This window comes from Mesoterricola sediminis (genome assembly GCF_030295425.1).
Taxonomy (GTDB): domain Bacteria; phylum Acidobacteriota; class Holophagae; order Holophagales; family Holophagaceae; genus Mesoterricola; species Mesoterricola sediminis.
On record NZ_AP027081.1, the window covers coordinates 2,945,887 to 2,960,080 of the forward strand.

Consider the following 14,194-nt stretch of genomic DNA (forward strand, 5'->3'; position numbering starts at 1 on the left):
CAGATGTTCAGCAACAAGAAGCGCCCTGAGCCCGCCACGGCCGTCCACACCCTGCTGGGCAAGGGCACGCTCTGGAAGGGCGAGGTGGTCGCCGGGACCAACAGCCTGCGCATCGAGGGCACCATCGAGGGCACCATCACCAGCGAGGGGGAGGTCACCATCGCCCCCACCGGCCTGGTGAAGGGCACCATCGTCGCCAAGCACCTCATCGTCACCGGCCGCGTGGAAGGGGTCTTCCGCATCGACGAGTGCCTGGAGATCCACGGCACCGGCATCGTCGAGGGCGAGGTGGAGCTGGGCTCCCTCGTCGTGGACGAGGGCGGCACCCTCCAGGGCAATTGCACCCGCCGGGGCGTCGCCCGGGCGTCCGAGGCCACCCCCGAACCCGTTCCCGCCGCGCCCGCCCTGGCCCCCGTGCCGGCGCCCGCCACCGCCCCGGCGGCGGCCACGCCCGCGCCCCTGCCGCTGCCCCCGCCTGGCCCCGGCCGCAACCTGGAGCCCGTGCTGGACCGCCCCTTCCCGCCCCTCAACGGCACCAGCGGTGCCCTGGACCATGGCTTCGCCAAGGGCCTGGAGCCCAAGCTCGGCCGCTAGCACCAGCCGGGTAAGAAGCCGAGCCTAGGCCCCGGCGCCGCCTACAGAACCTGCCCGGTTCAGCGGGCGGGTCGGAAGGCCGCGCGCTGGACCGGGCAACGAACGAGGCGCCGCGGAACCCCGCGGCGCGCCCCGTCAGCGCTTGGCGCCGCTGAGGTTGGCCCCGTGGAGGTTGGCCTCGGTGAGGTCCGTCTCCCGCAGGTCCGCGCCGCCCAGGTGGGCGCCGCTGAGCTTGGCCTGGTTGAGGTTGGCCCGCATCAGGTTGGCGCCGCTCAGGTTGGTCCAGACCAGGTTGGCGCCGCTGAGGTTGGCGCCGCTGAGGTTGGCCCCGTCCATGGAGGCGTCGATGAGGTTGCAGAAGCGCAGGTCCGCGTTGGCCAGGTTCGTGCCGCTCAGGTTCGCGCCCGAGAGGTTGGCCCGGTCCAGGTAGGCGTCCTTGAGCACCGTCTCGCGCAGGTCGGCCCCGCACAGGTTGGCCCCGTCCAGGTTCGCGCCCTTCAGGTTGGTGCCCACCAGGGAGGTCTTCCGCAGGTCCACGCCGCGGAGGTCGGCCCACACCATGGAGGCGCCGGAGAGGTTCGCGTTGTGGAGGTTCGCCTCGTTGAGGTTGGCCTGGTAGAGGTCGGCGCCGGAGAGGTTGGCCCCGGCGAGGTTCGCGTTGCTCAGGTTGGTGCGGTACTCGCCCCAGGCCTCGGTGGGCAGGGAGGCCAGCTTGGCGCCTTCCAGGTTCGCGCGCTCGAAGTTGACGCCCATGAAGTTGGCGCCGCTGAAATCGCCCTCGCCCAGGTCCGCGTCGGCGAGGCTGGCGCCGCCAAAGGAGGCGCCGACGGCCTGGGCCCCGCGGAGGACGGCCCCCTGCAGGTTGATGCTGGAGAGCTTGGCCCCGTCCAGGACGCCGGCCGTGAGGTCCATGCCCTGGAGGTCGAAGCCGCTGAGGTCCACGCCGCTCAGGTTCACGCCCTTGAGGATGGCCTTGTCGAGCTGGGCGTCCTTCAGGTTGGCCCAGGAGAGGTTCGCCTGCGTGAGGTTGGCGCTGAGGATCACGCCCTGCAGATCCGTCGTGCCCAGGTTGGCCTGGGTGAGGTCGGCGCCGCAGAGGTTCGCGCTGCGGAGGTCGTCCCCGTGGAGGTCCGCGCCGGTCAGGTTCGCCCCGCCCAGCTGGGTCTCCTCCAGGTTGGCGCCCACCAGGACGGCACCGGAGAGGTTGGCGCCCTCGAAGTTGGCCGCGGCCAGGTCCGCCTTGGACAGGTCGGCCCGGCGCAGGTCGCGCTCGGCCAGGTTCACGCGGCGCAGCTTGGCGTCCACCAGCCGGGCCTCGGCCAGGACCGCGCCCTCCAGCATCGCCCCGCTGAGGGAGGCGCCGGTGAGGTCGGCGGCGGTGAGGTTCGCGCCCGTGAAGGTGATCTCGCGGAGGTCCGCGCCGTTCAGGTTCGCCCCGTGGACGTCCGCGCCGCTGAGCACGGCCTGGGCCAGGAGGGCCTGGGAGAGGTTCGCGCCCGCGAGGACGGCGCCTGTCAGGTTCGCGCCGGAGAGGTCGGCCCCGTGCAGGTCCGCGCCCTGGAGGACCGCGCCCTCCATCGTGGCGTGGCGGAGGACGGCGGCGCCGAGGTTGGCCCCGGTGAGGATGCCCTGGTTCAGGTTGATGCCGCGCAGGTTCGTGCCGCTGAGGTCCGCCCCGCTGAGGTTGGCCCCCGTCAGGTCGGGGATGTCGGCCTTGTCGTAGGCGAGGATGTCCAGGAAGCGCAGCACGGCGCCCGCGAGGTTCGAGCCGCTGAGGACGGCGCCCTTGAGGTTCGCGCGGCTCAGGTCGGCCTTGCCCAGGTCGGCGCTGCTGAGGTTGGCGAGGTGGAGGTCCGCGTCGGCGAAGCTGGCCCCGGAGGCGTTGGCCCGCACGAGGCTCGCGCCGCCCAGCACCGCGCCGCTGAGATCGGCGCCAACCAGGTTCGCGCCGTTGAGGCTCGCGCCCAGCAGGGTGGAGCGGGAGAGGTTCGCGCCCTCGAGGTTCGCGCCGTCCAGCACCGTCTGGCGGAGATCCGCGCCGCTGAGGTCGGCCCCGCGCAGGTCCTTCCCGCTGAGGTCGACCCCGCTGAAGTTCACGCCGGAGAGCACGGCGCCGGTGAGCACGGTCCCGCGCATGTTCGGGATCGTCGTGGCGTCGTACTGCGAGATGTCGAAGTAGCTCAGGTTGGCCTTCGCGAGGTTGGCCCCCGCGAGGTTCACGCCCTTGAGCTGGGCCCGGCTCAGGTTGGCGCCCTCGAGGTCCGCCTCGTCCAGGTTCGCCAGCCGCAGGTCCGCCCCGGCCAGGTCCGCGCCCCGGAGCAGGGCCCGGTTGAGCACCGTTCCGGCCAGGTTCGCCTCGGCCAGGTTGGCCCCCGACAGGTCGAACCCCCGCAGGTCGAGGCCGCTGAGGTCCGTGCGCTGGAAGCTCTTCCCTGACTTCAGGATGAAGACCACTTCCTTACGTGTCAGCTCGCTCATGGGACTTCCTTTTCAACCGGGTGGAATGGCGTGGAGAATGGCAGCAGATCTGGACCGGCGCCGCGGCGGCCGAAGGGCACAGGACGATTGTCGCCCAACCGGCCCCGCGCGGGGGATGCGATTTCAAGCGGCCCGGACCAAGGCAAATACCAAAGGGGGCTTGGCTTTGATCCGGATTTGATGGTGTTTCCAGTCTACTCTTGGCACTCCAGGCCGGGCAACAGGATTCCACAAGCGTTCCAAGGGTTTCAGGCCCCCCCGGACCCGCCCGGGAAGCCCCCCTTCCCGGCCCCTCCCGATCCCCTCCTTGGCGCCGCCCGCGATTTTCAGTGGATTTTCCGAACCGATTTGGTAGACTGAAAGACCACCGCGGTCCCGTAGCTCAGCTGGATAGAGCATCAGACTACGAATCTGAGGGTCGGGCGTTCGAGTCGCTCCGGGACCACCAATCAATACAACACTTAGGCCCTTCACCAATGAAGGGCCTTTTTGTTGCGTCCTGCATGGTGCCTGCATCCGGTCGGGTAGGCATGAGAAGGGCCTCCCTGGTAGGAGGCCCGGTGTTCTGGCACTGCGTGGAATTGGTATCTCCCGGTCGCAGTGGCCCCCTTCTCGGGGGACTTAAGCCCGATGCCGAAGCAGAGCGGAGACACCCTAACGATACATCCGGGTGTCAAGTCGGTCAAGAAAGGATGCCCAACCCATGCTGAATACAGATGCGGATTTTTTCTAGGTCATCTTCTCCTATGATGCGCGTGATAAAGGTTCTCCTCGAATACGGCTCTCGTTTGTGGGGAAGGTCCAGGCGCTCATACGAGACCGTGTAAAGGAGGTCGCCCTTCACCCAGCAGGTCGGGGAATCGAACGGGTAAGGGAGGGGCGGATCAAGGGTGAGGAGATGATGGTAGGGCTCCACCTTGCGCGGATCAGTCGTGCTGAGGGGAACTATCGTGCACAGTTTTTCTCGCCGACGGAACTTTGGGGAGACCACGATCGCAGGTCTCGGCTTCACCATTTCCGGGGCGATGAAACCCCTGAAATCACAGATCACGATGGTTCCAGGCTTCGGGTCGAACGGTAAGGCCATGGCTCCATTCCTTTGTGACCCATGATACCGTTCCAACCCCCACCAGCATTGTCCATGTGGAACAGCCCTTGACGCCGGGGGGGGCCCTGCGCCTGGTCTTCCCCAAAATTGGAAACCAAACGAAGTGAGCCCATCCCCATTTTGGAACCAGCCGTAAAGTAAGCTTTTCGGCCTCTGGAAAGCCCGGCGCCGATCTGGTCGGCCTCTGGAGCATGGGTTGAAATCACAGTATAGCCTCACATAAAAGCCCGTCGCCGGAAGGCCCTTCGCCCTCATTGCGGAGCAACAACGGCCTGGGGACGGCGGCGTCAAGGGCGCTTTCTCCCTTGACGCCGCCGAGCCCGGGCCGATTCATCCTCAGCGAGGGCGAAGGGCTCCGCCTGCTCCGCGCCGCGAATTCCAGGGGCGTCAGGTAGCCGATGGAACTGTGCGGGCGATGCAGGTTGTAATCCTGGTGCCAGGCCGCAAGCTTCCCGTGGACTTCGCCCATGCTCCGAAAGATTTCCACGTTCAGGCACTCGGCTCGCAGGCGGCCGTTGAAGCTCTCGATGAAGGCGTTTTCCGTGGGCTTTCCAGGCCGGATGAAGGCCAGGTTGACCTTGTGGAGATCGGACCAGGCGTCCATGACTTTTCCTGCGAACTCCGCGCCATTGTCCACCGTAATGGACAAGGGCTTGCCGCGCTCACAGATGGCCAAGTCCAGTGCCTCCGCCACGTCCGAGCCCAGGAGGCGCGGCTTGGCGTGGAGCGCGATGCATTCCTTGGTGAACTGGTCCACGACGGTCAGGATGTTTTTCACCCCGCGGTTCTTCAGCTCGGTCACCCCCCGCAGCCAAAACTTGGCACCCTCCGTCTGCTCGATCCAGAGCCCCCGGACCTCTTTCCGGCCATCCCGGCGAACCCCCAGGGCCAGGTAGATGGCTTTGTTCTTTACGGTTCCCTCGTCGCGGATCCGCACCCGCAGGGCATCCATGAACACCAGGGGGTACACGTGGTCTTCAAGGGAGGGACCTCCCTCGCCAAGGTCTTCCGCGGCTGAACTCCGGCTCCTGGGCGGGATCCCTCACTTCTTCAGGAAATCCTTGGCCTTCATGTGCTTGTAGTTTCCAAGGAGGAGATTGACGCCCGGCTCGGAGGAATCCGTATCCAGGGTGTCCATGCCATGGTAGAACTTCCGGTTGTGGTATTTCAGCTGGGCTTCGCCCAGTTCCGGCAGGCTGCGCAGGACGGCGAACACCAGGTGGACCGCCGGTTCCTGGGTCTGGAACTGGACAACGCCCTTCCGGTCCAGGAACAGGTTGTCCTCCTGCTTGCTGAAAGCGCGGGAGTAGAACAAGGTCCTTCCCTTGAAGGTGATGTACGTGCCGTCGGTGGCGATCGGGCAGGTCACGCCGTTGCTGGTGACGTCGAAGGTGAAGGACTGGCCTTTCTTGAAGGCCTCCATCAGGCTGAGGAACTTGGGGTGCCTGAGGTAGGAGGCGCCGTAGTCCACCCGGCCCGGGAGCATCCTTCGCTCGCTTTCGGTCCAGCCGTACATGATATTGCTGTGCTTGATGGATTCGGTCATGTCCGGGGGACGTTCGCGCTTTTCCTTGACCTTCTTGGGGATCTTTCCGGGCGATTCGCTCATGGGTTTCCTGATGGGCCCATTTGGGCCATGGATCGATCATCGCATGGGTTCAAGGGGCCTCCAATCAAGCGCCACGATGCAGACGCATCGATGCACTTCGCGGAGAAGGCAGACCGTCTATCCGACAAATCCGCCTGAGTCATCCCCTGTCCGTGCTGAAAAGCTCTCGAAACCTCCAGGACGAAGGAATCGTGATTGACGAGGACGCTCCTTCCGCTTCCCTGGAATCCGGGCAGATGAAGGGACCTCTCGTTTCGGAAGGAGGTCTTGACCCGATGTCAGATCGGACATATTCTGATGGGTCCAGACAAGAAGACAAGGTTCTGCCTGGCTCAAAGGTGAGATCCCAACCCCTCCCTTCTCCCGAGAGGCGCGAAGGGAATCTTGCTGCGGCAACTCCAACAAGGCGTGCTTCTGGAGCTTCCCCACTCCAGACCCATGCCCTCCATTGGCACCCGGTGTCACGAGCTTCGGATCACCGACAGGGACAAGATCTGGCGAATCAGCTATCGCACTGAGCCCGATGCGATCGTGATTTTGGAGGTCTTCAAGAAGAAGGACCGGGCCACCCCTCAGCTTGTGACCGACGAGTGCAAAGCAAGGCTGGCGAGGTATCTCAAGGCGATCAAGTAGGAGAACGACATGGACAAGGCAAGGCGAGCGAAGTTGGAAGCTGCTGGCTGGGCCGTCGGTACTCCCACCGACTTCCTCAAGCTTTCCAGCGAAGACGAGGCCTTCATTGACATGAAGGTAGCGCTGGCCGCCACCCTGCGGAGGCTCCGCATGGAGCAGCACCTCACCCAGCTTGCTGCCGCCAATCGGCTCCAGTCCAGCCAGTCCCGCGTGGCCAAAATGGAACGGGCCGACAAAACCGTCACCGTCGACCTGCTGATTCGCTCCATCCTGAAACTGGGTGGGACTCGCGAAACGGTGGCGGCTGCCCTCCACCCTTAGGCTTCGGATCTCCCAAGGTCCCCCACCCTTCCCGTCCTGGCGAGGAGGCAGCGCCTACGGGGAAGCCTCCAAGGCGGTCTCCCACCTCGGAAGCAGGGGGTCGACAGTCGAGCGGGAACATGGATCCTCCCCCCGATGAGCTGCTGCGTCAGGGTCCATCAGAAACGCGCCACGCCCCCGTCGGTCAGGGGCTCGCCCCTCCGTGAGCGCAGGACCCCTTCCATCTTTCGGCACGTATGCTCCAGCGCCGGGCATCAGCGGCCATGGCCACCTCCAAGCCAGCGCGTGCCTGGGTTCGCCAGGTCAAGCACCACGGGCGGATGCCTCCTCCTGCCCCCCTCTGCCATTCCGGAAGGCGTCGTCCCATGCCCAGCGGCCCGTGCTCGGCCATGGGAGGGGCCCCCTGCCGCCTTCTCCCCCCACAAGAGGCCTGCTGGAACGGACAGGCAGGAGATCCTTGATGCCACGCCATGGAGGCAGGCTAGCCCCACGCTCGTCCGGGCAAGGAGAGGCGCTGCGGGCGCGCGATAGCCGGCCCGAACCGCCGGGCGTCATTCGAGCTGCTGTCGGCCTGGAACGGGAAGGGGTAGGCCGGCCCAGGGCGCCGGCCGAGGCGCCGCCACCGATCCCTCGGCCCTCCTGAGCCCGGCCAAAGGGTGTAGAGCACGCGACCCTGGACGGCCTCCTCCGGAAGGGGGCCCCAGTGCCGGCTGTCGTAGCTGCACCCGCGGTTGTCGCCCACGCAGTACACATGCCCAGGCGGAACGACGAGGGGGCCAAGACCCGTTCGGGGGGGTCCGTCCACCCGGGGAAAGGGGCACGGTCCCCCGTCCCGGCCATTGAGCCACAACCGCCCTTCCCGGACCTCCACCTCGTCGCCGGGGAGGGCGCGGCCCTCCAAGGTGGCGCGAGGCGGGCCCGAAGCCATCCGCCCTCGGAGGGGCCCTTCCCTGGGCAGCCCCTAGGCCGAGGTGATCTGGGCCAGGGCGCCGTGGAGGTCGGCGCTGCCCCAGTGCTCGGCGTACTTGCCGCCCTCGATCCGCACGATGTCGGTCACCTGGATGGTGATGCGCCTGCCGGTGGGCGCGTGGCCGAGGAAGGGGCCGGTGTGGGTGCCGGCGAGGGTCTTCCGGGTGACCACTTTGCCGTTCTCCTCGATCTGGTCGTGGATCTCGACCTGGAGGTCGGTGAAGGCCCGCCGGAGGACCTGGGTGAAGAAGGCGAGGAAGCCTTCGGGGCCGTTGGGCGCGCCCGGCGCGGCGGTGCGGTTCACGAAGTCCGGGGCGACCAGGTCGCGGAAGACCTCCAGGTTCCCGTTCTGGATGATTTCGCGGTTGAAGCGTCGGACGAGCTCCTTGTTGGCGGTCATGGGGACTCCTGGGGGATTCGGGGGGCGGGCGGTGGATTGGCCCCCCCCCGGAAAGACGGATGGTGGGATGATGGGGCCCGGATCGTCAAGACAAGCGGCTCATTCGAGCGCCCGCCATGACCCTCCTTTTCCCAGGAGCCAGGCATGTCCGACACCCCCCTCATCCCCCAGAAGAGCCCCATCAAGGTGGCCGTCGAGGCCGGCAAGACCTACCACTGGTGCGCGTGCGGCGCCAGCGCGAAGCAGCCGTTCTGCGATGGTTCCCACAAGGGCAGCGCCTTCACGCCGCTGGCGTACACGGCGGACACGACGGGCGACAAGTGGTTCTGCGCCTGCAAGCACAGCGGCACCAAGCCCCTGTGCGACGGCACCCACAAGCGGCTCTGATCCCCCCGAGCCGGTGCCTCAACGCCCGGGCCCCGGGCACGCCTCCAGGCGGGTGGCGGGAACCTCCCGTTCGCCCAGGCGGAAGGCGAGCCGGAGGCCGCCCTGGGGATCCCGGGTGAAGGTGCCCTGGAGGCCGCTGGCGGGCACGTCGAGGCGCCCGTCGGCGGCCACCTGGCAGAGTTCGGCGGGGAATCCATCCCGCTGGAAGGCGAGGCGGCCCTCCCGAAGGGCCAGGGTGATCGTTCGCCGGCCGAGCTGGTATGTGCCCGCCAGGGCGCGGAGGAGGGCGGCATCGGCGGGCGGCCCCCCGGGAAGGGGCGCCGTGGCATAGGCGGCCAGGCGGTTGTCGTCGGAGGGCACCAGGATGCGGTCCGCGTCCAGGGCGAGGGAGGCGTTGACGGGGCCCTCGGCGGCGTAGAAGGCGCCGGCCACCAGGCCCGTCTCCAGGTCCAGGGCGTAGCTGTAGGCGCCTTCGGTCCCGGCGTAGACGAGGCCGCCCGCCACGACGGGGGCGCCCAGGACGCGGTACCGGAGGGCGGTGCGCCAGCGTTCCTGGCCGGTCTTCGCGTCCAGGGCCTGGAGGAACTGCTCGTCGGAGCTTCCGACCAGCACCTTGCCGCCGGCGATGGCGGGGGCGGTGAGCACCCAGGAGCCGTTGGGACGGGGGGTGCGCCACCGGAGCGCGCCGGTCTGGGCGTCCAGGGCGAAGACGGCCGCCGAGCGGGAGCCCACGTAGACGGTGCCCTCCCAGACCGCCGGGGAGGCCTGGAGGCCGCCGCCCGTATCGAACCGCCAGCGCTCCTGGCCGGTGGCGGCGTCCAGGGCGTAGACCCGCCCATCGAAGCTGCCGGCGTACACGAGGCCGTCCTTCACCGCCGGGCTGGTGCGCACCCGCTGGGCCGTGGCGAAGGCCCACCGGAGCTTCCCGGTGGCCAGGTCCAGGGCGCGGATGTGGCCGTCGCCGCTCCCGACGTAGACCACGCCGCCGGCGACGCAGGGGGAGGAGACCCAGAAGTCCCAGCCCAGGAAGTCGCCCGGCCGGGGCGGCAGGTCCGGGCCCCCGGCGAAGGTCCAGAGGGGACGGCCCGTCGCCACCTCCAGGGCCCGCACGACGTTGTCCCGGGCCTGGACGATCACCCGCCCTTCGGCGATGGCGGGGGAACAGGGGATGGGCGCGCCCAGGTCCACGGACCAGACCTCGCGGCCATCCTTCAGGTCCACGGCGCGGAATCGGCCGTCATCGCTGCCGAAGCAGGCCAGCCCCCCGGTGAGGGCCGGGGTGGAGCGGACCTTGCCCTGGGTGGTGACCGTCCACGCCACCGGCCCCGGCAGCCGGGCTGGTCCGGCGGCCACGCCCAGGTGATCGGGGCCCAGGCGGTACTGGGCGGGCGCCTGGGCGGTGAGCGGACCGGGGGCCAGGACCAGGGCGGCGAACAGGCAGGTCGGGTTCATGGGCATCTCCTGGATTCCACCGTCCTCCATCGCTCGTCCGCCTGCAAGGGGGGGTGGGGCGAAGGGGCCGGAACCAGGGGCGAACGGGAGAGGCGGGCGGGTACGCACCCGTCCCGGATCTCCGGCCGCGCGGGGGCCGGGGATCCGGGACGGGCCCGGGGGGCTTGGAAGGGCACCGCGGACCCCGGCCCTGCCCCCGGAGGCGGGTCCGCGGCGGGCTCAGGCGACCAGGCTCATTCGCCCTTGAGGGGGGCGGTGATTTCCTTGCTGGCCTTCTTGAACTCCTGGATGCCCCTGCCCAGCGACTTGCCCAGTTCGGGCAGCTTGGAGGGTCCGAAGAAGATCAGCAGCGCGACGCCGATCAGGAGGATCTCGGTCAATCCCAGGTTTCCCATGTCACTTCACCTTCTGGTTGTCACTTCCCGTGGGAAATGGTGAGTTTGAACTTCGGATGGCAGTCCTTGCACATGACCACGGACGGCTGGTGGCCGAAGTGGCAGGCGGTGCACGCCATGGCCCCGTAGTGGGACTTGTGGGGGTTGGGCAGGTGCGCATCCTTGGGGCGGGTCTTCTCGATGAGGGTGTCGAGGGGACCGTGGCAGGCCAGGCAGCGTTCGTCTTCGACGGAATCGCCCTTGGTGGGCACGCGGCTGGCGTGGCAGCCGGAACAGGCGAGGCCGGCCTTGGCATGGCTGGAGGCGAGGAACTGGCCGCCGGCCACGGAGGCGAAGGTCTCCTTCAGGAGCTTCACGTCCTCGGCGGAGGCCTTGCCCAGGGGCTTGCGGGCGCCGCGGACGGCGAAGCCCTTGGCGTCGCGGGTGTGGCAGACCTCGCAGGCCACGCCCGAATCGGGCTTGGCGTGGGCGGCGTGGAGGCGCGCGCTGAAGGCGTTCTTGCCGGCCTCAGCGGTCTTCTTGGCCGAGTCGTGGCAGGGGAGGCATTTGGCGATGCCATCCGCCTTCACCTTCGGGTGCTTGGCGCCCAGCTGGGCGGAGAGATCGGGATGGCAGGCGGTGCACGGTTGCGCGGCCTGCAGGGTGGTGAGGGACAGCATGCAGAGCATGCCGAGGAGGGTGGCCCAGCCTTTCATGCGTGGTTCTCCGGGAAGGGCCCCCCCTCGCGGGGAGGGGGGGCGGTTCCTTGGGTGGGGGCTCAGGCCTTCTCGGACGCGGCGTTGATGCCGGCGATGCGTCCGAAGACCGTGGCGTCAGGCGTGGCATTGCCGCCGAGGCGGTTGGCGCCGTGGAGGCCGCCGGTGACTTCGCCCGCGGCGTAGAGCCTGGGAATGGGCTTGCCCCAGATGTCCAGGACCCGGGCTTCCTTGTTGGTGCGGAGGCCGCCCATGGTGTGGTGCACGGCGGGCCACTGCGCGATGGCGTAGTAGGGGCCTTCCTCCATCAGGAGCATCGGGGCGGAGACGGCCTTGCCGAACTCGGGATCCTTCTTGTCCTTGAGGTAGCCGTTGTGGCGGGTGATGGTGTCCTTGAGGGTGGCGCCGTCCATGCCGATCTTGCGGCCCAGCTCCTCCAGGGTGTCGGCCTTGACGAAGCGGCCGCGGGCCATGCCCATCTCGACCTCTTCCTTGGTGCCCATCTTGGAGATCATCTTCTCGTTGAAGATGGAGAAGGTCTTCTTGCCGCCGGTGGCCAGTTCCGCGCGGCTGACGACGTCGCGGCGCTCGAGCTCGTTCACGAAGCGCTTGCCCTTCTCGTCGACGTAGACGATGCCGTAGCCGGGCCCGCGGAACGGGTAGACGGCGGGGGCGTCGAGGATGCCGGTCTCGGGATCAGCGTAGGGATAGAGCTGGATGAAGGCCATGTGGAGCAGGTCGGCGCCGATGGCCTGGGCGAAGCGGATCATCTCGCCGGTGGCGCCCTTGTGGTTGGTGCAGTTGTAGCCGGCGTTGAGGCTCGGGTTGTAGATCAGGCGCATGGCGACGTCGCGGCTGAAGCCGCCGGAGGCCATGACCACGGCCTTGCGGGCGCGGATGTTGATGGGGCCCTTGGCGCCCTTCACTTCGAGGCCGAGGACGGGACCGTCCACGTCCTTGCGCCAGATCCAGGTGACTTCGCTCTTGAGGCGGATCTTGGCGCCGCGCTTCTCGGCGATCTTGCGCAGGGCCTCGGTGAAGCCGCGGCCGACGCCCTCCACGCAGGTGTGGGTGCGGTACTTGCTGTGGCCGCCGGTGCGGTTGAGGACGTTGCGCAGCTTGAGGCCGCCCTCGTCGATCATCCAGTTCAGGGCCTTCGGGGACTCGGAGGTCAGCACCTCGACGAGCTCGGGGCTGCCGAAGTAGTCGCCGCCCTTGAGGGTGTCGTTCTTGTGGGTGTCGGCGCTGTCATCGCCCAGGGCGAGCTTCTCGCGGAGGTGAAGCTCGTCGGTCCAGGCGTTGTACTCGCCGCCGTTGATGATCGAGTTTCCGCCGTAGACCGGCATCTTCTCGAGGACGATGACGGAGGCGCCCTTGCCGGCGGCCTCGGCCGCGGCGGCCAGGCCGGCGAAGCCGGAGCCGATGACGACGACGTCATAGGACTCTTCCCACTTCTGGGGGAGGCGGCGCTTGCTGGGCTCGGTGCCGGCGGCGCCGAGGTTGAGGGCGAAGCCGCCGCTGGCGGCCGCCACGAGACCGGCCGTGAGGGAGGTCTTCAGGAAGTTGCGCCTGGAGTCGCCTTCGGCCGCGGCCGTCAGCATCTTGCTTTCGTTGTTAGAGTTGTCCATTACTGGCTCCTCTGGGGGGTGGGTTTTTGGCGTGAGTGCCTAAGTTATTTCAGAACTTGGCCTCTTAAATTCCCTTGATTTCCAATTGCAGGGTAGAAAGCGGGGATCCCCGATTGAAGGTGAGAAACCGGGGAGAAATCGGGTAGACGGGCATCCCCGATCCACATCAATCATTGTTTCAATTGGACTTGGTCTCTACCCGATTCCGGTATCCGAGCCTGCTAGGATGGATGCATCGCGAGAAAGGGCGATCAGGGAGCGCATGCCGCATTATGGAACGCTGCTAGATAAGTCGATTTTCCGGCAAGTTTTCGAATCGACGTCCAGTCTGGTCCTGCTCACGGACCCGGCGGGGGCCATCGTCCAGCTCAACCAGGAGGGCGCCCGCCTCTTCCCCAAGGAATCCACGGTGGGCGTCCCCTTCTGGATCCGCCTCGGCCTGGAGGAGGGCAGCCTGGAGGAGGTGCTCGCCCGGTACGGGAGCCTCCAGAGCCTCCTCGACGCCACCCAGAAGCGCTTCATCCCTGAGCGGTCGGACAAGGTCTACGACATCCACCTGGTCACCCTCGGGGCGGGCGGCGGCTCCCGGGACGGCTATCTCCTGATCCTCGAGGACGTCACGGCGCGCATCAACCAGCGCCTGGAGCTGGAGCGGCGGGTGGAGGACCGCACCCGCAGCCTGGCCCGCTCGCAGAAGATGCTGGAGAGCGTCTTCCAGGGCGTGGGCAAGGGGATCCTCCTGGTGGACGAGGACCGGGAGATCGTGGAATCCAACCAGAAGGCCTGCGAGATCTTCGGCCTCCAGCCGTCGAACATCCTGGGCATGCCCATCCGGGCGCTGTGCTGCGCGCGGGGCGGGGATCGCCTGCACGACCTCTTCGGGACCCTCGTGGAAAACCAGGTGGTCAGCGAGGAGATCGACGCCGTCTACATCGACCGGCGGGTCTTCCCCGCCGTCTTCACCATCAGCCTGATCGTGGTGGACGGGGCCCGGCTCTGGACCGTGATCGTGGACGACATCTCCGAGCAGAAGGGCATGAAGCTCCAGCTCGAGCAGGAGAAGCACCTCACGGAAGAGGCGAACATCACCCTCCGCCACGTGCTCAAGAGCATCGAGGAGGAGCAGCAGGAGCTGGTGGCCCGCCTCTCGCGGGTCATCGCCGAGGACATCCTGCCCACCCTGGAGAAGCTCAAGGCCTCGCTGGGGGACGAGGTCCAGGCGGGCTACGTGGATTTCATCGAGGAGCTCCTGGTCTCCCTCACCCAGGGCTCGGAGGCGGAGCTGGACATCGGCCTGCTCCACCTCAGCAAGACCGAGGTCCGGATCTGCAAGCTGATCAAGGCCGGGTTCAGCACCAAGGACATCTGCAACATGATGAATCTCGCCTTCGACACCATCCAGACCCACCGGAAGAACATCCGGAAGAAGCTCGGCCTCGCCGGTTCCGGCAGGACGAGCCTGTACGGTCATCTCGCGAGCAGGAAGATCTGATGGAGCGCCCCGTGCAGTCCCCGAGCAGGAAGA

General features: G+C 67.6%; 15 protein-coding genes and 1 tRNA gene. 6 read left to right on the top strand and 10 right to left on the bottom strand.

Annotation, left to right across the window (positions count from 1 at the left end):
* Positions 1-3: 3 nt before the first annotated feature.
* Positions 4-594, top strand: a complete 591-nt coding sequence (locus R2J75_RS12975) for a bactofilin family protein (RefSeq protein ID WP_243333903.1) — start codon at positions 4-6, stop codon at positions 592-594.
* Between the two features lie 135 nt (positions 595-729).
* On the opposite strand, the gene R2J75_RS12980 is transcribed toward R2J75_RS12975, so the two are convergent.
* Positions 730-3,072 carry a pentapeptide repeat-containing protein gene (locus R2J75_RS12980; RefSeq protein WP_243333902.1) on the bottom strand — a complete coding sequence of 781 codons (2,343 nt, stop codon included), beginning with the start codon at positions 3,070-3,072 and terminating at the stop codon, positions 730-732.
* Positions 3,073-3,443: 371 nt separating this feature from the next.
* Between R2J75_RS12980 and R2J75_RS12985 the strand changes: the two genes are divergently transcribed.
* Positions 3,444-3,520: transfer RNA gene (locus tag R2J75_RS12985), tRNA-Arg, on the top strand.
* Positions 3,521-3,754: 234 nt separating this feature from the next.
* Here the strand turns inward: R2J75_RS12985 and R2J75_RS12990 are convergent.
* The 3 genes from R2J75_RS12990 to R2J75_RS13000 form a co-directional block, all read right to left on the bottom strand.
* On the bottom strand, positions 3,755-4,159 hold the full coding sequence (locus tag R2J75_RS12990; protein ID WP_316410331.1) for a type II toxin-antitoxin system PemK/MazF family toxin: 405 nt from the start codon (positions 4,157-4,159) through the stop codon (positions 3,755-3,757).
* Between the two features lie 223 nt (positions 4,160-4,382).
* Complete coding sequence (locus R2J75_RS12995) at positions 4,383-5,150, bottom strand: integrase core domain-containing protein (protein ID WP_394365844.1); 768 nt, start codon at positions 5,148-5,150, stop codon at positions 4,383-4,385.
* 72 nt (positions 5,151-5,222) lie between these two features.
* Positions 5,223-5,789 carry a hypothetical protein gene (locus R2J75_RS13000; protein ID WP_243333888.1) on the bottom strand — a complete coding sequence of 189 codons (567 nt, stop codon included), beginning with the start codon at positions 5,787-5,789 and terminating at the stop codon, positions 5,223-5,225.
* A gap of 384 nt (positions 5,790-6,173) precedes the next feature.
* On the opposite strand from R2J75_RS13000, the gene R2J75_RS13005 reads away from it, so the two are divergent.
* The gene (locus R2J75_RS13005) at positions 6,174-6,422 is read left to right on the top strand and encodes a type II toxin-antitoxin system RelE/ParE family toxin (RefSeq protein WP_394365845.1); all 249 of its coding nucleotides are present in this window, start codon (positions 6,174-6,176) and stop codon (positions 6,420-6,422) included.
* Positions 6,423-6,431: 9 nt separating this feature from the next.
* On the top strand, positions 6,432-6,743 hold the full coding sequence (locus tag R2J75_RS13010) for an XRE family transcriptional regulator (RefSeq protein WP_316410332.1): 312 nt from the start codon (positions 6,432-6,434) through the stop codon (positions 6,741-6,743).
* A 481-nt stretch (positions 6,744-7,224) separates the two neighbouring features.
* Here R2J75_RS13010 and lepB read toward each other — a convergent pair whose 3' ends face one another.
* Both lepB and R2J75_RS13015 read right to left on the bottom strand, forming a co-directional pair.
* On the bottom strand, positions 7,225-7,671 hold the full coding sequence (lepB, locus tag R2J75_RS19940; RefSeq protein ID WP_394365846.1) for a signal peptidase I: 447 nt from the start codon (positions 7,669-7,671) through the stop codon (positions 7,225-7,227).
* A gap of 33 nt (positions 7,672-7,704) precedes the next feature.
* Positions 7,705-8,112: an ester cyclase gene (locus R2J75_RS13015; protein WP_243333886.1), complete on the bottom strand. Its 408-nt coding sequence runs from the start codon at positions 8,110-8,112 to the stop codon at positions 7,705-7,707.
* A gap of 144 nt (positions 8,113-8,256) precedes the next feature.
* On the opposite strand from R2J75_RS13015, the gene R2J75_RS13020 reads away from it, so the two are divergent.
* Entirely contained in the window at positions 8,257-8,499 is a 243-nt protein-coding gene (locus R2J75_RS13020; protein WP_243333884.1) for a CDGSH iron-sulfur domain-containing protein, read from the top strand.
* 18 nt (positions 8,500-8,517) lie between these two features.
* Here the strand turns inward: R2J75_RS13020 and R2J75_RS13025 are convergent, their stop codons facing one another.
* From R2J75_RS13025 to R2J75_RS13040, 4 genes are all read right to left on the bottom strand, one after another.
* Positions 8,518-9,951, bottom strand: a complete 1,434-nt coding sequence (locus R2J75_RS13025) for an outer membrane protein assembly factor BamB family protein (RefSeq protein ID WP_316410333.1) — start codon at positions 9,949-9,951, stop codon at positions 8,518-8,520.
* A gap of 233 nt (positions 9,952-10,184) precedes the next feature.
* On the bottom strand, positions 10,185-10,346 hold the full coding sequence (locus tag R2J75_RS13030) for a Sec-independent protein translocase subunit TatA/TatB (protein WP_243333881.1): 162 nt from the start codon (positions 10,344-10,346) through the stop codon (positions 10,185-10,187).
* Positions 10,347-10,366: 20 nt separating this feature from the next.
* Positions 10,367-11,041, bottom strand: coding sequence for a cytochrome c3 family protein (locus R2J75_RS13035; protein WP_316410334.1), 675 nt, complete (start codon positions 11,039-11,041; stop codon positions 10,367-10,369).
* 62 nt (positions 11,042-11,103) lie between these two features.
* Positions 11,104-12,669 carry a flavocytochrome c gene (locus R2J75_RS13040; protein ID WP_243333879.1) on the bottom strand — a complete coding sequence of 522 codons (1,566 nt, stop codon included), beginning with the start codon at positions 12,667-12,669 and terminating at the stop codon, positions 11,104-11,106.
* A gap of 262 nt (positions 12,670-12,931) precedes the next feature.
* Between R2J75_RS13040 and R2J75_RS13045 the strand changes: the two genes are divergently transcribed.
* Positions 12,932-14,161 (top strand): PAS domain S-box protein, encoded by a 1,230-nt coding sequence (locus R2J75_RS13045; RefSeq protein WP_316410335.1) that lies wholly within the window; start codon positions 12,932-12,934, stop codon positions 14,159-14,161.
* The last annotated feature ends 33 nt before the right edge of the window (positions 14,162-14,194 follow it).